This is a genomic window from Oricola indica (assembly GCF_019966595.1).
GTDB classification, from domain to species: domain Bacteria; phylum Pseudomonadota; class Alphaproteobacteria; order Rhizobiales; family Rhizobiaceae; genus Oricola; species Oricola indica.
In genome coordinates, this window is the sequence record NZ_JAINFJ010000002.1 from 497,773 (window position 1) to 514,926 (window position 17,154).

Below are 17,154 nucleotides of genomic sequence, written 5' to 3' on the forward strand. Positions count from 1 at the left end.
AGCGAGAATGAGCGAGCCTGGATCGAATTCATCAGGCTTTGCTCTCAGGGACGCGATCCCGCGCCGACCCTTCAACGGGTGCAAAAGCTGAGGCTCCTTCTCAACCCGGGCTTGGAGCATTCACAACCCGCCTCGAGAGATCCCGATGGCAGTTTGCCTGGAAGTGTGTGCATCAGTAATTTTTTTGATGCACACTTGTAATTATGTGCAGCAAATAATAATTTGATGCACACATCACGAGGAATGCGAAGATATGAAAATCGTCGCTCACAGTCGTCCCGCCGTCGTGGCCTACCAGGATTTGCTGCGTCTTCATCTTGATGAAAGAGCATCCGGCCTGGTTGGCTCTATCGAGGAACGCCGGCGCAACGGACGAATCTATCTCTACGAGAAGTTTCGGATCGGCACCGAGATGGTGAGCCGATATCTGGGTGAAGACAAACCGGACTTGCGCGCGCGCCTGGAACGCGCGGAAGCCCTGAAGGCCGAAGCGGACGAGCGGCGCAAACGGATGACCAGGCTTGCAAGGACGCTTCGGGCCGAAGGCTTCATCACGACTGATCGTGATACAGGTTCATTGCTTCTCGCCTTTTCCCGAGCAGGCGTGTTCCGGCTTGGCGGCACACTCGTTGGGACAACGGCCTACAGCCTATACCAGGGCGACCTCGGCGTGCGCATGGATTACGAGGAACTGGCCCAGACCGGCGACATCGATTTCGCCAGCTTTCAACGGCTCTCGGTTGCCCTGGAAGATAAGGTCGAGGAAAATCCCGACGAGATACTCAGATCTCTCAAATTCGACCCGGTTCCCGGAGTGTTCGATCAACAGGTTTGGAAATGGCGGCAAAGCCACTCTGAAGCGATGGTCGAGTTCCTGACCCCGGCTTTTGGCGATGAAAGCGTCAAGCCGTTACCGGCGTTGGGAGTAAGCGCCCAAGCACTCCACTACCTGAACTTTCTGATCGCGGATCCGATCTATGCGGTTGCGCTCTATCGATCCGGCGTCCTGGTCCAGATCCCACGGCCTGAGCGATTTGCCATTCACAAGCTGATCGTTGCCGACAGACGTAAAGGCGGGCCCGATCAGTTGAAAGCGCGAAAAGATCGTGCACAGGCCGAGCTCCTTATCGCGGTTCTTGCGGAGGACCGTCCGGACGAGCTTGCCGAAGCATACGAAACTGCATTGTCTCAAGGTCCACGATGGCGCGAGCGGATCGAGGCAAGCTTAAAACGCCTGCCCGACACGAGAGAACTGCTCTTGAATCTGGCTTGATTAACGGGGCCAAAGAAAAGTGCACACAGCAATCTCCCCGCCTCCAAACGCTCGAGTTTTGTTAACCAGCATAACCGAGTTGGCACAATCGCGCCGCTAACGGCGCGATTGTGCTCTTTCTCAGAAACCAAAATGCTCTCGGATCAAGTCGAATTCACCCGCCAAGTCCCTCTCGGGACGCACCGAGGCGAGAACGTTCAAGCGGTGGGATGGAAGAAACCCGCTTCATGATTGCCCATCCGACCACTTGATACGACTGAACGCAATAAATGCCCTGCCGTAGGTGTTCACAGCTCGACGATCATAACGCTTGGGCAACCCGAGTGCTTTCAGACCAGAAGCAACGTCCTTGGGAAGCTTTTGGTCCGAGGCTGCGACACGGCCAAGTGCCTTTTTCAACGCCTCCCGGGTGACGGCATTGTTCTCCTCCATAAGATCATCCACACAACGCCGCACACCTTCCCGAGACCCATTCATATCAAGAATGCGTTCAATGGCATCACGTGCGTCATAGATGACCCCAAAAGCCCAGTTCTGGATTTCTTGAAGGGTCAGAACGACATCATCCGCGTTCTCCAACTCTTCATCATCTTGGAAGGATTGCAGTTCCTCGATGTTCCAAAACATGCTCTCGATGAACGGCTTCACCTCCTCATGCGGAAGATACTGACGATTAGGATCGATTGAATTTGAACTGACACTCATGGTATTTAGCTCCCGCCCAGTGGGCCTTGAATTGTTGATCTAGCAGTCGGCATTTCATGCCAGGCGCGGCCTTGGTTAGAAGCTTGGTCGCGCCTTCTGTTTTCTGGTGTTCTCAATCCTCCTTCGCTTCGATGACTGGAAAAAAGTGACTGGTGCGTTTGGTCAGTTGCTTGCGCAAGTAACCAAGGCGCACCTTGTCGGCCGGCGAAGCCGTTGACATCGCACGGTCAATCTCTTGGAGCTTATAGGTGTTGATGAGCGTCGAGAGTTCCTTGGCAGCATCGATGAACACGCCCACCATGCCGGTCGCGACATTCAATGAATTTGGATCGACGCCAGCCCACTCAGGCCACTCGGCCGCCATTTCAAAACTCGGATGATCGCTCTCCAGATCACCCTCAACTTCCACTCCAACCCAATGAAGGTTCTCATGGAACATGGTGTTCGAAGACCGTTCTTTGAGAAACTCGGAGAAGGGTGTCTTCAGAAATGGCTTCAAGTCGTCCTCGCTTGGACGGGCCGACCGGGCTTCCTTTTTCAACCTCTGGCGTTCGCGATAGCGCCGCTGCTTCTCGGCATTTGACAGAGCCATGATAGCTTCCTTTTCTGGTAACGTTATATATAGTAACCGTTACCATTTGTCAAGGAAGGACCTTGGGCGCGCTCGAACTCTTAGGGACCGAGTGAACTGGAATGCGACGCACTATCTACTTCGGAAGCCTAACCAGGCCTCCGATCTCATTGCGCCTCCTCCGACCAAATCCGGCTAAGTCTTTGTTCCCCGACAAAGAAGATCGACCTCCCAGCCGGCATCATTGCCGACTGAGCGAGGTGATTGTTGTGAGAGAACCATATAGACTTAATCCCGACATGTGCATGGATGACATCATGCGCAAATGGCCGGAGACGATCGCGGTGCTGATCCGTCATGGCATGTTATGCGTGGGTTGCCCGATCGCCATCTATCATACGGTTACAGAAGCCTGCGAAGAGCATGGCGTCGACGAGGACGCATTCGTGGGAGAGCTCCTCGCCGCAATTCCCGTGTAATCGCGCCTACTTCGGACGACGGTTTTCCGCGATAAGAAGAAGCTGATGGGGGTTCACGACAGTGACTTTCTGCCGCCCTCCCCGGACAAGCCCTTCGTCCTCCCAACCGCTGAGAAGGCGGCTGACCGTGTGCAAGGTGGTGCCGGTCATCTCGGCAATATCCTGCCTGGTAATCGGGAAATCGATCTCGATGCCATTTTCTGTTTTCCTGCCGGCCTGCTTCACAAGCTTCAACAGTGTGTTGGCGATGCGTTGCTCCACTTGCGCTGTCGACATCTCCATGACCCGCGCCTGGGTATCTTGGAGGCGGCTACCGATCGTCTGGTAGGCGCTCGCGCCGAATGCCGGCACGGTGGCCTGCAATTCTGCCCATTCGCGGTTTGGCCACGACAAAACAACGCAGTCGACGGCCGCCACCGCGCTGGCGGGGAATGTGGTTCTGCCCATCGCGATAGCGATCCCGAACAGCTCTCCCTCGTTGATGTAGCGGGCGATAATCTGGTGACCATCGGGTGCCGTTCTAACCACCCGGATGTGCCCTGATAGCAGCAGATAGAAGGCAGTCGCTTCTTCCTCCTGCTCGAAGACCGACGTGTTCTTCGCATGACGGGCAGACCGCGCCTCTTTCAGGATTCGATCGAGGCTCTCGTCCTTGAGGTCCTTGAAAGGCGCCAGTCCTGCAATCAGCGAGCGATCCAGCATCGGTGCGTGTCCAACAATTCGTGCGGCGGCTACCGCGTTTCTCGTTTTGTTTGCGCCAGCACAAAAACGGCCCGCGGCAAAGAGACTATTCGACCTAACAACGGTTCACGCCGTGAACACAAGGATTGAAAGGATAGAACGATGAAACGGATGATCGCAATACTCGCCCTGGGCGCTGCCGTGGCAATGGCCAGCGACGCAAACGCGGCGGAATATACCGTCGAGATGCTGAACAAGGGTGAGAAAGGTGTCATGGTATTCCAGCCCGACTTCGTCAAAGCGGAGGTCGGAGACACCATACGCTTTGTGCCGACCGACAAAGGCCACAACGTGGAAACCATCAAAGGCATGCTTCCCGAAGGGGTTAGCCCCTTGAAGGGCAAGTTCAACGAGGAGATCGTTCTGACCGTCGACCATGAGGGTGTATACGGCGTGAAATGCATGCCGCACTATGCCATGGGAATGGTCGCGCTGATCAAAGTCGGAGCAGGAAACAACACCGAACAGGCCGCCGCCGTGAAACATCCAGGCAAGGCCGGCAAGGTGTTCGGCGAATTATTCGGCCAAGTGGTCGCCTCGAATTAGCCAGTATCGACATTTCTTGGACTGAAGGGCCGGAGTGATCTCCGGCTTTTCAGTTTACGCACCAGGATCCGGAACTAGCGCAATTCCGCGTGAGCGGAAGCAACCCGTTTCTCCAGTTCGTCGAAGACAGCCGCCTGCGGAAGCTCTTTGCCCTGGATTTCCGGTGGCACCCTCCAGCCAGGATCAACACCTTCCATGTTCGGGAGTTCATGCGCTATGCCCTTGTGGCAGTCTATGCAGGTCGCCTCGCCATTAATCAGATAACGCGTATGGATCTCGGAAGCGCGTTGAGTCTGCTTGGAGAAGTCCATCGCAACCTCTGAGTGGCAGTTGCGACATTCGAGGCTGTCGTTCGCCTTGAGGCGCGCCCACTCATGCTCTGCAAGTTCGCGCCTGTGGTCGAGGAACTTCCGCCGTGTGTCGATCGTCCCGAAGAGGTGCCCCCAAACCTCCTTTGAGGCTTGCATTTTGCGCGCAATCTTGTCGGTCCAGTCATGCGGCACGTGGCAGTCCGGACACGACGCGCGCACTCCGGAACGATTGGAAAAGTGCACGGTTCGGGCCAGTTCCTCAAAGACATTGTTCTCCATTTCGTGGCACGAGATGCAGAACGCCTCGGTGTTGGTCACCTCAAGCGCCGTGTTGAACCCGCCCCAGAAGATCACGCCGCCAACAAATCCGCCGAGTGTCAGGAACCCCAGGCTCAACGTCGCCGCCGGCCGCGAGATCAGGTGCCAGATCCATAGAACCAGTCGCTTGATGCGTCTCATGGCATCACTCGCTTCCCGTCGGTTGGGAACCGATGTGGATCATGTCGGTGAAAGTGTTGCCGACCAATGGTTCAACGTCGGCCTGCGGCACATGGCACTCCGTGCAGAAGTAGCGCCGAGGCGAAACATCTGCGAGCATCTGCCCGTCACGGTTCATGTAGTGCGTGACGGAAATCATCGGCGCGCCCGAGCCTTGCGTGAATTCCCGCTTGTGGCAGGTCATGCAGCGATTGGCGTTGACCGTCAGTTGGTAACCCTCGATCGAGTGCGGGATGATCGGCGGTTGTTCCGGATAGGCGCGCATTTTGCGGATGTCGTCTATGACCCAGTCTTCCAGCGGTTCGGCAGGCACGGTCTTGGTAGGGTCAGGCGGTCCGACGAGTTCGGCCGCCTGCTGTGCCAATGCGACCGAGCCAGTCAGGGCCAGAGAAGCGGTTAATGCGACGGCCAGGCGGCGCCGCAGTATCATGCTACGGGTTCGATCTTGACTGCGCATTTCTTGAAGTCCGTCTGTTTGGAAATGGGATCGGTGGCATCGAGCGTGACGCGATTGATCAACTGGCTCGCGTCGAACCAGGGAACGAACACGACACCGTCGGGCATGCGGTTGCGACCGCGTGTCTCTATTCTGGAGCGTATTTCCCCTCGTCGCGAAATCACTCGCACCTCTGCACCCTGATTGAGCCCCCTGGCTCGTGCATCGCGGGCGTTCATGAACACCTTGGCGCCGGGGAATGCCTTGTAGAGTTCCGGGACGCGCAGGGTCATGGAGCCTGAGTGCCAGTGCTCCAGCACACGTCCGGTGACCAGCCATATGTCGAACTCTTCATCCGGCGACTCGGCCGGCGGCTCATAAGGAACTGCCAGGACCACCGCCCGACCGTCGGGCCTGCCGTAGAACTGCACGCCGGTGCCCGGCTTGACATAGGGATCGTAGCCCTCGCGAAAGCGCCACTTCGTCTCTTCTCCGTTGACGACCGGCCAGCGCAGCCCGCGCTCCCTGTGGTAACGGTCATAAGGCGCGAGGTCGTGTCCATGGCCACGTCCAAAGGTGGCATACTCCTCAAACAGCCCCTTCTGGACATAAAACCCGAAATCCTCGGACTCATGATTGGCGTATTCCGGATCGATCTCATCAACCGGGAACCGGTCGACATTTCCGTTCCGGAATAGAACCTCATAGAGAGACTTGCCGCGATAGTCAGGGTTGGCTTGTAGGATCTCTTCCGGCCAGACTTCGTCTGTCGTGAAGCGTTTCGAAAACTCCATGATCTGCCAGAGATCAGAGCGGGCTCCTCCAGGTGCATCGACAAGCTGATGCCAGGTGTGGGTTCTGCGCTCGGCATTGCCGTAGGCTCCCTCCTTCTCCACCCACATCGCCGCCGGCAGGATCAGGTCTGCTGCCATCGCTGTCACGGTCGGATAGGCATCGGAGACAACGATGAAGTTTTCGGGATTGCGGTATCCGGGATATGTCTCCTGACCAGAGTTTGGTGCGGCCTGCAGGTTGTTGTTGACCTGGATCCAGTAGAAATTGAGCTTGCCGTCATGCAGCATCCGGTCCTGCTCAACAGCGTGATAGCCGGGTTTCTCCGGCAGTAACCCGGTTGGCAGTCGCCAGATCTCCTCGGCGTGAGCCCTGTGCTCCGGATTGGTGACCACCATGTCGGCCGGTAACCGGTGGGCGAAGGTCCCGACCTCGCGAGCGGTGCCGCAAGCGGAAGGCTGGCCGGTGAGCGAGAACGGGCTGTTGCCAGGCTCGGAAATCTTGCCGGTCAGCAGATGGATATTATAGGCCATCTGGTTGGCCCACACGCCTCGGACATGCTGGTTGAAGCCCATCGTCCAAAGCGACATCACCTTGATGTCGGGATCAGCATACAGCTCGGCCAGTTCAATCAGAAAGTCGGGCTCCACACCGGACAGCTCTGAAACCATTTCCAGTGTGTATTCGGAGACGAGCTCCTTGAACGTGTCGAAGTCCGCCGGCTCCATTAAGCCAGGTGCATCGGCAGCGGTTGCAGCCTGTTGCAGCGGATGTTCCGGTCTGAGTCCGTAACCGATATCTGTCGCGCCTTTCATGAAGGTCACGTGGTCGCGAACAAACTCCTCGTTCACGTGACCGTTCTCGATAATGTAGTTCGCGATGAAGTTCAGGATCGCCAGGTCAGTGCCCGGTTTGAAAACGATCGGAATATCCGCGAGGTCCATGCTCCTGTGGGTGAAGGTCGATAACACGGCGCAACGAACATGCGGATGACCGAGCCGGCGGTCAGCGAGCCGGGTCCACAAGATCGGATGCATCTCCGCCATGTTCGATCCCCAAAGAACGAAGGCGTCGGCGTGTTCGAAATCATCATAGCAACCCATCGGCTCGTCGATGCCGAAGGTTCGGATAAAGGCGGTCGCTGCCGACGCCATGCAATGACGGGCATTGGGATCCAGATTGTTGGAACGCAGCCCGGCACGCATAAACTTCGAAGCGGCGTAGCCTTCGAAGATCGTCCATTGACCGGATCCGAACATGCCTACGTGAGTGGGGCCCTTGTCGCGCAAGGTGCGCTTGGCCTGCTCGGCCATCACGTCAAACGCCTCCTCCCAGGAGACCTGCTCAAATTCACCGTCCTTGGCGTATTTACCGTCGCGCTTGCGCAGTAGCGGCGTCGTCAGCCTGTCTTCGCCATACATGATCTTGGAGAGAAAATAGCCTTTCACGCAGTTCAGGCCGCGATTGACCTCTGCTTGCATATCGCCATGCGTTGCGACGACCTGTCCTTCCTTGACGCCAACCATTACACCGCACCCGGTTCCGCAGAAACGGCAGGGTGCCTTCGACCACTTGATCTCTAACGAGCCAACACCGCCTGGAACGGGCTGCGCTGTGGCCGGCAGACTTATGCCGGCGGTAGCAGCGGCCACCGCCGCCGCATGCGCCTTTAGGACATCACGACGTTTCAGCTGGGCCTTCATCTGCTGGGACCTCCATTTTCTCGATCTGTTCGAACACCATGTTGGCGGTAATCACGCCCTCAAGGGCAGCGATTTGCGTAAGGCAATTGCCGAGAACCCGAGTGCCGTCGCCCTCGATGACGACCACGATCTTCCCTTTCTCGTGGGCGTGAACTTCGGCGTTTGGCATTGCATCTATGGCTTCGATCACCTCATCGATACGCCCGGGCAGCGTCGATACGACTGCACTCGATATGTGGTGACTACGATGCTCAGGCATTGACCGGCTCCGGCGCCTCGATCCGCATGACAATGGCGTTTGCCGGGCACGGGGCGACGCATGCACCGCAACCGGTGCAGGCATCTTCAAGAACTTCCGGGACGAACGGTCCGCCGATGCGGGGACGGAAGCGGATCGCATCCTCCGCACAAGCGTCGCGACAACTCATGCAGGAAACGCCTGAGTGGACCAGGCACGACTCGGATATATCGGCCGAGTGACTGAAGGCCGCGATGCCTTCCTCGAAGACCGGCTCGGGACAGGCCGCAGCACATTCGCCGCAGAAGGTGCATTCGCTGAATTTGAAATCGATTGAGGGAAGATCCTCTACCATCGAAATAATACCCGTCGGACAGGAATCGGCACACGCACCACATGAGGTGCAGGCCTGCAGGCTTTCCTGCGTTGCCCAAGGCGGTCTGATGGTGATCGCGAGATCACTTGGTTCGCGGACGGACCCTCGCCCCGCTGTCAGGAAGCTGCGTCTGCTGAGGGCCGCTTCCGCCATGATCAATGGCCTATTCCCGGGGGTGGGCCTGGCGGGCCAAAGATTATCTGCCACATCCAGACCAGAAAACCGTATCCGCCAACCACTCCGACCGCGACAATCGGCCAGATGCCGAAGGCAAGCACGAGGAAGGTCAGCATTTCGGCGCGAAACGATTTCGTATCACGCGAGACGGTGGCCGCTTCTCCGTCCTCCGGGGCCATTGTCTTCTCCTCCATCTTCCAAATACTTAACCAGAATCACGCCCATAATTGAACCAGATTAAGGGAAAAAATATTCTAACGGCATGCGATCAAGAAATATAACTGGCTATTATCAAAACTTTGAAACGCGATCACCCATGAAAACATTCCATTTATTTCATGATTTAGATTGCCATATAGATCTCTGAGAACTCCAATCTCCGAATATATTCGTATTTTAACATATGTTACTTAAGCCCTTTATTTGGATGAAGCATTTGAAAAATCGCGGCAATCCAGATGTCAGAATTGAGCCTCGGCGGTTACCTAGACGACAATCAATCGGTCCATGGGCACGTCGTGCCACTGCGGATAGATTGTCGCGAGGCGTGCACATTTGTAACCGACGCCGATGACGAGAGGTTTTGTCACCATCGCGTCAATCGTCCGGTCATAGAAGCCTCCGCCATAGCCGAGGCGATAACGTTCAGCATCAACGCCGACGAGAGGCGAAATCACGATGTCAGGCGCAACCGGTTCGCCGGCCGCGGGAACGGGAATGTTCCAGATCCCGCGCTCAAGCTTTTCTCCGGGCGACCAGAGGCGGAATTCAAGGGGTTCGCCTTTTGCTATGACCACAGGAAGTGCGATCCGTCCGCCCCGGTCGATCACGCGTTGCATCCAAGGGCGCAGGTCAGGCTCTCCTCGAAACGGCCAGTAGAGAGAGACAATGCGCCTGTCCGGATCGCCGATCTCCTGGTCCAAACGGCCTGCGATCAGCGCAGAGAGACGGGCCCGCTCATCCGCGGGGATCTCCAGCCGTTCGGCAATAAGCCGTGCACGCTGCGCCTTTCGCCAACGGCCGACATCCTGAGAGGTCTGCACGTCTTCCTTCTCGGCGCGAAACAGGGGATCGAGTTCATGCATAAAGCAGGGCGGCGAGGCGAATTGCGGATGGTCGTTGTCTGCCAAGTGTCATCCTCCTTCATGCACGGCGGCGCCGGGCTGCCCCACCAGGTCGCTTTCAGGCGGACTTGCGATGCCAAGCAGCGCCGCCAGCGCCTCGCGGTTTCTGACGAGGTCGCGTAAGTGATACCTGTCGAATACGGAGAGGTAGGCGGCGAGCGCCTCCCGGACGACGCCGGTAAGACGGCATGACGACGTAATCGCACAGGCGCCGCCATCGGCTTTCAGACACTCGACCAGGGCCTTGTCGTCCTCCATCGCCCGAACGACGAACCCGACATTGATCTCTTCGGGAGGTCTCGCGAGCCTTATCCCACCCGCGCGCCCGCGCAGTGTCTCCACCAAGCCGAGTTGCGAAAGACCTTGCGCCACCTTGATAAGATGATTGCGGGACAGGCCATAGGCGATCGCGACGTCATTGACGGTGCACGGCCTGCCGTTGCGGACCGCCAGGAAGATCAGCATGCGAAGCGCATAGTCGGTATGAAGAGTCATTCTCATGCCGGCACTGACCCGCTGTATGCTGCAGGCAGCCGAAAGAACATCGCAAGCTTGAGGCTCTGCGCGATCCTCTCGGCTCGTTCAATAAAGACTCTGGCTGTGTCCGGGTCACAGAGATCACCTGCCGTATCGGCAAATATCGAAAGCCAGATGTCGAAATCGCCTTCCGTCACGCCCTTCAATTTGACGTGCGCGGGCACCGGGCGGCCCTGATAGCTTCGCGTCTTCAGAATTACCGAGCACCAGAAATCCGTCATCTTCTCAAGATGAGGCTCCCAATCGCCGGTGATTTCGCGAGCGAAGATCGGACCAAGCCGACCGTCTTGCCGGACCCGCAGATAAAATTCCCTGACGAGGCGTCCGATGAACGCCCTGTCGACACCCTCGCGATCCAGAGGATGTTCTTCCAATGGGGTGGAACCCGCAGTTCGGGAATGTCCCATCCCGTGACCTCATTAAAGTGGCATTGAGAATGCCACTTTAAGCGCACCTTCCCGCAAACGCAATGCCGAGAGCCAAATCCCGTCCGCACTGCCATCGCATTGTCTGGTCTTACGCGGTGCGCAAGCGAGACTGCCACAGGAAGGGTCCATAGCGCCCGGTAAAGACCAGGAATGCCGCGCTCCAGAATCCGCCTCCAGCCATGAGCAGCGGAAGATACTGGAGCGGCAGCAAAGGAGCCGCCACGCGGAAAAGCGCGCCGATGGTGACAAGGACATAGATCGCGACTGTCCACCCGTCAGCCTCGATAGTCCGTCCAGTGTGACCAAGGGTCGCCCTGGTCATAACCGCCAGCGTCATGGTCCCAATCGCACCTGCCGTTAGAGCATGCAGGGCGGCGCTGCTTGGCAAGTAGCCCGCTGTGAGGATGCTCGCGCCAAGAAGCGTCAGCGCGATCCCGAGCCAGAAATAGCCGGCATGCAGGATCGCGACGATCGGCTCTCCCAAAGTGCGGAAACCCTGCCAACGCAGCATCCTGACCAGAAGGAGAACGCCGGATACGGCCAGCAGGATTCCCGTAACGATGCGGTTAGGAACGGCTATCCAGGCTATAAGGGCCAAAGCAGTCGCCGCGAGCGCCGCCTTGTCGAAGAACCCGAAAGAGGCCGGGAGTATCTGCCCACCCTGCTTGACCAACCAATTTCGCGTAAAACTCGGAACGATACGTCCGCCGATCAAAGCGATCAGCATCGCGACCGTGCCGAGGCCGAGCCTTATCCCGAGACCGTCCAAGGCGAGGCCGATATTCTCCAGATGGTGTAGGCCGTTGGCGATTGTGAAGAGCGTCAGCATCCCGGCTACGGGCGCGTTGCGCCAGTTGCGACCGGCGATCACCTCACGCCATATGGCGCCGGCGAGAGCGACAGGAAATGCCAGGTCGATTGCCATCACGAGCGCCGACGGGTCAGCGACATTGCAGGCAACGCGACCGGCCAGCCATAGTGCGATGAGACCGGCAAGCGGCCATCCACTGAGCGGCAGCCTACCCGTCCAGTTCGGAACTGCAGTCAGAATGAAGCCCGCGATGACCGCACCCAGATAGCCGAAGACCATCTCGTGTGCATGCCAGGAGACCGGGACCGTGTGGAAGAGAACCAACCAGGCCGGAATCATGACGCCGGCCTGCAACGCGGCGAGCAGGAAGAAGGGGCGAAATCCATACTGCAGAACAGGCGGCATGGCGGCGACTCGTCCGCGGCCGTCCCGACCCTCGGCGCGCTGCCGACGGAGCACCGAGCGGTCACCCTTCTGTCGTGCAAGATCGTGATCGGTGCTGGTCACTGCAGCGCTCCTTCAGGATTGCGGCGGCCGGTGGCGAGGAGGCGGGCGAGCACGGCTCCCCGGCTCGCATGGTCGACGAGGTCTTCGAAGAGATCCGCGATTTCGTTAAAGGCGGAGTAATCGGCTTCATTCACGGTCAACTCGTCCAGTTCGGTGAGCAGAACCATGATGATCGCGATCGAGTCGCGCATCCGCCGGGCTTCCTCAAGCGCGCCGGCACGCCTTATCTCTTCGACCTGATCGAAAATACGCTCGGCCCTGTCACTGCAATGGCAGTCCAACCCTGCCTCGGTGAGTCCCTGACGCAATCGATCGACGATCGAGCTTTCCCGAATGTCAACGCCGCCCCCCGTCTGACGGGCCCTTCTGCGCGTGGTATGGCGCATATTTCCTGCTCCTGAAATTTGCCTGATGATCGTCAATGCGACAGGTATTTCGTGACTGTCTGTCCAAGCCTGGCGAGACCGGAAGCGAACCCGGCATCCTTCACAAGCCGAAAGCCGAGATGATCCGGTGGCGTTCCGACGGCACATCCGCCACTTTTGCCGTTGCGGATGAAGTTCGACATGTAGGCCCGGTGCACACCCTCGGCGATGCGGATGCCGCAGTTCTGGTAGGGGGCTCCCACGGAATTGCCGTCACTATCCTGCTCGATCCGGGTGTAGCAGCCGGAGGTCCATTCCCAGACATTTCCGCCGAGGTCGGCGACGCCATTGCTGTTCGGTCCGAAGTGGCCGGCCGGATGGATAACCGGATCTGGTTCGCGATCGAGGAGAATCTGCTCCTCGTAGCGACGGATCCAGGCAATCGCAGGGTTGGACGGATCCTGGCCACGGGTGAAGACCTCGCCCGCAAAGCGCTCGGCCGCAACAAACGCCCATTCCTCGGGCGCCGGAAGTCGCCACCCCTCTCCCGTAAGGTCCGAATACCAGTCTGCGTAGGCTTCCGCATCGAGGTAACTGATGCCAACAACAGGCGCTTCGGTATCGGCATACCGGGTGTTGGGCGCCTCGCATTGTCCAGCAGACACGCAGCGCTGATAGTCACCGAGGGTGACCTGGAATTTCATGATCTCGATAGGTCGGCGAAACACCACGGGCCGGTCGCCGGGATCGATTTCGGCACCGTTCGCAACGAATTCGCCGGTGGGTTCGAAGTCGAACGCGCCGGGCGAAACAAGAACGGTCTCGAATGTCGTGCTCATCTGCGGCGCATTCCACCAGGCAATCCCTGTGAATGCCGTAACGACACTGACCGATGCAGCAGCGACCGCTTCGATCCATGTATAGCTGAATGACATGTCGATCTCCTGAAGGCTGACGGCCCGGCAGGATGTGCCGGGCCGCATGTTCAGACGACGTTGATCAGTTGGTGGCGATCGGTGACGGGGCCTGGACCTGCATCATCAGGTCGTCGTTCCAGTCGCCTTCGACCACGAAGTGTGCAGTGGCTCCCAGTTCGACCGCCTCGATGAGGTTGTGGTTCACATAGGCGTAGATGCCTGGCTGCAGGAAGGTATATGTCGCCGCTCCTGCCGAACCGCCGCGGATGAACCAGGTCTCGAGGTCCTTGGCCGGCGGATTGTCGAACTTGCCGAGTTCCCAAACATGGTCGCCATGGCCGCCGATGAGGTGCGGGCGGGTGTCACGGTTCGCCTGCGAGTGGACAATCAGAACCGTCTCACCGACCTTTGCCTTCAGGGCGTTGTCGCCGGTCAGCGCTCCCTTGGCGCCGTTGAACACGACGTGGGTCGGAACCAGGCCCCGCATGACCTCCACCGTGTCGGCGTAGGATTCGGCCGGCGAGTCATAGCTCTTGAAGTTGCCGTCTTCATCGCGCGGGATGTAGAAATCGTTCTCGCCGATATAGACGACCTTGTCGTAGCGAACCGGCTCGCCCTTCTCGTCCTTCAAGCCTTCGCGCGGAAGAACCATGATCGCGCCACTCATGCCTGACACGACATGCCACGGGATCATCGGGCCGCCGGGCGCACAGTGGTAGACAAAGGTCCCTGCCCTGGTCGCCTTGAAGCGAAGCTTCGTTTGCTCACCCGGATTGATCAGTGTCAGCGCACCGCCGCCCAAGCCGCCCGTCGACGCATGGAAGTCGATATTGTGCGGCATCGAGTTGGACTCAGGGTTGATCAGGGTCAGTTCCACGTAGTCGTCTTCGTGGACGACCATCAGCGGGCCGGGGATGGAGCCGTTGAAGGTCATCGCCTGGAGGGTGGTGCCCTCTTCGTCGATGACGACCGGCTTTTCCTCGATCTTCATGGTGAACTCGACGACCTTCGGGCCGCCCTTGGCCACCTGGTCGTGCGCATGGACATAAGGCGGCGCAACGAGCGTCACTTTCTGCCGCGGCAGTCTGGAAATATCGGCCGGCGCGACGGCTTCCTTGGCAGCAGCGGCGGCAGGTATCGAAGCGACCGCAGCGGCGACGCTTGCGACGCCGGCGGTCATCAGGGCTTGTCTTCTCGTGAACATCTCCGTTCTCCTTGTCATCCTTTGTTTGAATGACCAGAAATTAGCGGAGCCGCTCCGGGCCTTCTTTGTGCTTGCACAAACTGGGAGACGGAACTGCATCGCTTCATTGCCCGACGGAAGTCGAATTTGGCGGGGCCGGAGGAGCTCATGCTTCCGGGTGACGACCGAGATACGGTCCGCCCTTGCCGCGGCCAGAACAGGATAATCCGCAGGGGATCAGTTACGGCGTCACAGCGCCGTCACTTCGACCAGCCGGTCATCAGGCAGAGGTCGCTGTAGTTCCTTCGCCTCATCCCACGGCGCCCGAAGCCACACTTCGACTTCTTCCGGCTCCGCCAGGATGACTGGCATTGCCTTCGGGTGAACGGAAGCGACGAGATCGTTAGGTTCGCAAGTGAGAAAGGCGAAGATATCGGCTTCGACCTCGCCTTCCTTGACCTTTCGGACTGACGTCCATCGTGTCCAGACACCAGCAAATGCGAACAGCGGACGTTCTTCCGAGAGAGCGAACCAATGAAGCGGGAGACGCTTGGTCTCGGGATCACGCTTCTTTCCATATTCCGAAAACTCGGTCGCCGGAACGACACATCGACTTTCGACGTCAAGCCATCGTCTCCAGTGTGGTGACGCCACATTGCGGACGTTGGTCACGCCGGCGTCCGCTTTCCCTTTGATGAATTTCGGTGGCGTCGGCATACCCCAGCGGGCGCGCACCAATTCACGTTCGCCATCTGGTGACACGCGAACAATCGGAGCCTGGTAATCCGGGTAGATCTTGCCTGGCTCCAGGTTGCCGGCGTTGTTCCGCATCGCTCGTGTGAATTCGAGGATAGCCGATGGACCCTTGGTGATATTGTAGTGGTTGCACATCAGCACAGCTTACGACGCACGCGGATGACCACACAATCATCGAGAACGTCCCCCAACGTCGATCGAGAAGGGGCTGACGGGAACCCTAGGAACCGAGGCGATCCAATCCGCAATGGGATCCGTCGAAACGAAGTCCTAGGAAAATTCGCGATGCTCGAAGGGGATGCCTTCCGGCGCCACCGAGATTCCTGATTTGGGTCCACCTGTGATTGTGGGGTGCTAAGGACATTGCCCACCGCATGGCGAGAGGTTGTCATTTGGTAAACTTTCGCGGCCAGGACACCGGCTTAAGGGCCTTTCAGAGCTTTACCTCAAGCGTTGTCGGGAGCCGATCTCCTTATGCGAAATAAGGAGAAAGTTGACGGGAGTTTCCATCAAATTGACGAAACGCCGCAAAAACAGAAAATTTCTCCGGATGTAAACTTCATCGCGCAGGCTTGTGGATACTCTCCCGCTGGCCGACGGTGAAGTCCGTCCCGACCGAGCAGCCGTTCAGGCGCCAAATCCCGAAATAGTCATTTCCGGTTTTCGAGAGCATACTGTTCGTTGGGCGCTGTCTGTATCCGGGAGCCCTTCTGCGCCAAGGGACAATAGCTATCGCAGCGGCCTTGTGGGTGATTGGCGAGGGCAGACCCTAACCCACGATCTTGTGATTGACACTGCCGCGGCGGACCGCGATCGAGACCTGGTAGATCTGCGGACGCCGAGCAGTCCTGTAGACGCTCACATCAGAAACGGGCTTCCCTGTAGCCTGAACACCGAGCGCCGCTGCTTTGTATGGCGCAACCTCGGCATTCGATGTCCACCTCTGTGCAACGCTGCCTGCTTCGACTGTCGGCACAATCCGGCTCTCCCGCACGTGCGCCTACGCGTGGAGATGACCAATACCGATTTCAAGAGGGCCGCTAGGGAACGAGTGCGAAATATTTCGTCGTCCAATTTCTGCTTCCCGGCCGGCAGAACGCTATAGCGCAAATTACGCCGACCAAGAGCGGCCGGCGAACCCAATTCAGGAGCCATTATGAAGACTGCAACCGACGACGACTACCGCACCTGGGCCGCGAGCCTGGGCGAGATTGAAGACCGTATCAGCATCGAGCAAGACGCCAAGCGCGTGTTCTACGCCAATATCCGCGCGACCCATGGGAAGATCGCTGCCGACGCCATCAAGTCCGCCATGCGCATTCTTCGCCTTGCCGATGACAAGCGGGAGCAGCGCGAGCAGATCGACGCCCAGATTGCCCATATCGTCCAGGTCGTGAAATCCTCCGGCGCTGGAGCGCCCCAGGAAGCGGGGATCGGGCAGGCAGTTGAGGATGCCGAGACGGTTGAAGCTCCACAGGCGATGGAGGAACCGACGGTCGAAGCCAACGAGGAACCGATGCAGCCCAATGTGCCTGACTACATCAAGGTGAAGAACGCCCAGCTGGATGCGATCGAGGAACTGGTGCTCGACAGTGCCGAGACCTACCCGGAGGATTACATCGAGGAGCTTGTCGAAGCAGCATAGTGCTGTTTCGACCGTAGCGAATCGCTGACGCGCTC

General features: G+C 58.4%; 21 protein-coding genes. 4 read left to right on the forward strand and 17 right to left on the reverse strand.

The window, feature by feature from the left end; genetic code table 11:
* The first annotated feature begins 253 nt into the window (after positions 1–253).
* A complete protein-coding gene (locus tag LC343_RS07835) occupies positions 254–1,273 on the forward strand; it encodes a nucleotidyltransferase family protein (RefSeq protein ID WP_223476549.1) in 1,020 nt (339 codons plus the stop codon).
* 225 nt (positions 1,274–1,498) lie between these two features.
* Here the strand turns inward: LC343_RS07835 and LC343_RS07840 are convergent, their stop codons facing one another.
* The gene (locus LC343_RS07840) at positions 1,499–1,978 is read right to left on the reverse strand and encodes a hypothetical protein (protein WP_223476550.1); all 480 of its coding nucleotides are present in this window, start codon (positions 1,976–1,978) and stop codon (positions 1,499–1,501) included.
* Between the two features lie 112 nt (positions 1,979–2,090).
* On the reverse strand, positions 2,091–2,570 hold the full coding sequence (locus LC343_RS07845; RefSeq protein WP_223476551.1) for a hypothetical protein: 480 nt from the start codon (positions 2,568–2,570) through the stop codon (positions 2,091–2,093).
* Positions 2,571–2,848: 278 nt separating this feature from the next.
* Here LC343_RS07845 and LC343_RS07850 point away from each other — a divergent pair, with 278 nt between their 5' ends.
* Complete coding sequence (locus LC343_RS07850) at positions 2,849–3,028, forward strand: DUF1858 domain-containing protein (RefSeq protein ID WP_274384747.1); 180 nt, start codon at positions 2,849–2,851, stop codon at positions 3,026–3,028.
* A gap of 6 nt (positions 3,029–3,034) precedes the next feature.
* On the opposite strand, the gene LC343_RS07855 is transcribed toward LC343_RS07850, so the two are convergent.
* A complete protein-coding gene (locus tag LC343_RS07855) occupies positions 3,035–3,730 on the reverse strand; it encodes a Crp/Fnr family transcriptional regulator (protein ID WP_223476553.1) in 696 nt (231 codons plus the stop codon).
* A 141-nt stretch (positions 3,731–3,871) separates the two neighbouring features.
* Here LC343_RS07855 and LC343_RS07860 point away from each other — a divergent pair, with 141 nt between their 5' ends.
* Complete coding sequence (locus tag LC343_RS07860; RefSeq protein ID WP_223476554.1) at positions 3,872–4,315, forward strand: pseudoazurin; 444 nt, start codon at positions 3,872–3,874, stop codon at positions 4,313–4,315.
* A gap of 74 nt (positions 4,316–4,389) precedes the next feature.
* On the opposite strand, the gene LC343_RS07865 is transcribed toward LC343_RS07860, so the two are convergent.
* The 14 genes from LC343_RS07865 to LC343_RS07930 form a co-directional block, all read right to left on the reverse strand.
* Positions 4,390–5,085: a cytochrome c3 family protein gene (locus LC343_RS07865; RefSeq protein ID WP_223476555.1), complete on the reverse strand. Its 696-nt coding sequence runs from the start codon at positions 5,083–5,085 to the stop codon at positions 4,390–4,392.
* A 4-nt stretch (positions 5,086–5,089) separates the two neighbouring features.
* Complete coding sequence (locus LC343_RS07870) at positions 5,090–5,581, reverse strand: nitrate reductase cytochrome c-type subunit (protein ID WP_428982514.1); 492 nt, start codon at positions 5,579–5,581, stop codon at positions 5,090–5,092.
* Positions 5,551–8,055, reverse strand: coding sequence for a periplasmic nitrate reductase subunit alpha (gene napA / locus LC343_RS07875; RefSeq protein WP_223476557.1), 2,505 nt, complete (start codon positions 8,053–8,055; stop codon positions 5,551–5,553). Before napA ends, LC343_RS07870 begins: the two co-directional genes overlap by 31 nt.
* Positions 8,030–8,314: a chaperone NapD gene (locus LC343_RS07880; protein WP_223476558.1), complete on the reverse strand. Its 285-nt coding sequence runs from the start codon at positions 8,312–8,314 to the stop codon at positions 8,030–8,032. Before LC343_RS07880 ends, napA begins: the two co-directional genes overlap by 26 nt.
* Entirely contained in the window at positions 8,307–8,822 is a 516-nt protein-coding gene (gene napF, locus LC343_RS07885; protein ID WP_223476740.1) for a ferredoxin-type protein NapF, read from the reverse strand. Before napF ends, LC343_RS07880 begins: the two co-directional genes overlap by 8 nt.
* Before the next feature lie 2 nt (positions 8,823–8,824).
* Positions 8,825–9,025, reverse strand: coding sequence for a periplasmic nitrate reductase, NapE protein (napE, locus tag LC343_RS07890; protein ID WP_223476559.1), 201 nt, complete (start codon positions 9,023–9,025; stop codon positions 8,825–8,827).
* Between the two features lie 306 nt (positions 9,026–9,331).
* On the reverse strand, positions 9,332–9,931 hold the full coding sequence (locus LC343_RS07895; RefSeq protein WP_223476741.1) for a 5-formyltetrahydrofolate cyclo-ligase: 600 nt from the start codon (positions 9,929–9,931) through the stop codon (positions 9,332–9,334).
* A gap of 48 nt (positions 9,932–9,979) precedes the next feature.
* Positions 9,980–10,471 (reverse strand): RrF2 family transcriptional regulator, encoded by a 492-nt coding sequence (locus tag LC343_RS07900; protein WP_223476560.1) that lies wholly within the window; start codon positions 10,469–10,471, stop codon positions 9,980–9,982.
* Positions 10,468–10,881 (reverse strand): group III truncated hemoglobin, encoded by a 414-nt coding sequence (locus LC343_RS07905; RefSeq protein ID WP_425419757.1) that lies wholly within the window; start codon positions 10,879–10,881, stop codon positions 10,468–10,470. The genes LC343_RS07900 and LC343_RS07905 overlap by 4 nt, the downstream gene beginning before the upstream one ends.
* A gap of 142 nt (positions 10,882–11,023) precedes the next feature.
* Complete coding sequence (locus LC343_RS07910; protein WP_223476562.1) at positions 11,024–12,253, reverse strand: NnrS family protein; 1,230 nt, start codon at positions 12,251–12,253, stop codon at positions 11,024–11,026.
* The gene (locus LC343_RS07915) at positions 12,250–12,675 is read right to left on the reverse strand and encodes a hypothetical protein (RefSeq protein WP_223476563.1); all 426 of its coding nucleotides are present in this window, start codon (positions 12,673–12,675) and stop codon (positions 12,250–12,252) included. The genes LC343_RS07910 and LC343_RS07915 overlap by 4 nt, the downstream gene beginning before the upstream one ends.
* The gene (locus tag LC343_RS07920) at positions 12,672–13,553 is read right to left on the reverse strand and encodes an SUMF1/EgtB/PvdO family nonheme iron enzyme (RefSeq protein ID WP_223476564.1); all 882 of its coding nucleotides are present in this window, start codon (positions 13,551–13,553) and stop codon (positions 12,672–12,674) included. The genes LC343_RS07915 and LC343_RS07920 overlap by 4 nt, the downstream gene beginning before the upstream one ends.
* Positions 13,554–13,617: 64 nt before the next feature.
* Positions 13,618–14,739, reverse strand: coding sequence for a copper-containing nitrite reductase (gene nirK / locus LC343_RS07925; RefSeq protein WP_223476565.1), 1,122 nt, complete (start codon positions 14,737–14,739; stop codon positions 13,618–13,620).
* Between the two features lie 228 nt (positions 14,740–14,967).
* The gene (locus LC343_RS07930; protein ID WP_223476566.1) at positions 14,968–15,609 is read right to left on the reverse strand and encodes an SOS response-associated peptidase; all 642 of its coding nucleotides are present in this window, start codon (positions 15,607–15,609) and stop codon (positions 14,968–14,970) included.
* A gap of 1,021 nt (positions 15,610–16,630) precedes the next feature.
* On the opposite strand from LC343_RS07930, the gene LC343_RS07935 reads away from it, so the two are divergent.
* Entirely contained in the window at positions 16,631–17,119 is a 489-nt protein-coding gene (locus LC343_RS07935; protein WP_223476567.1) for a hypothetical protein, read from the forward strand.
* Positions 17,120–17,154 lie beyond the last annotated feature (35 nt).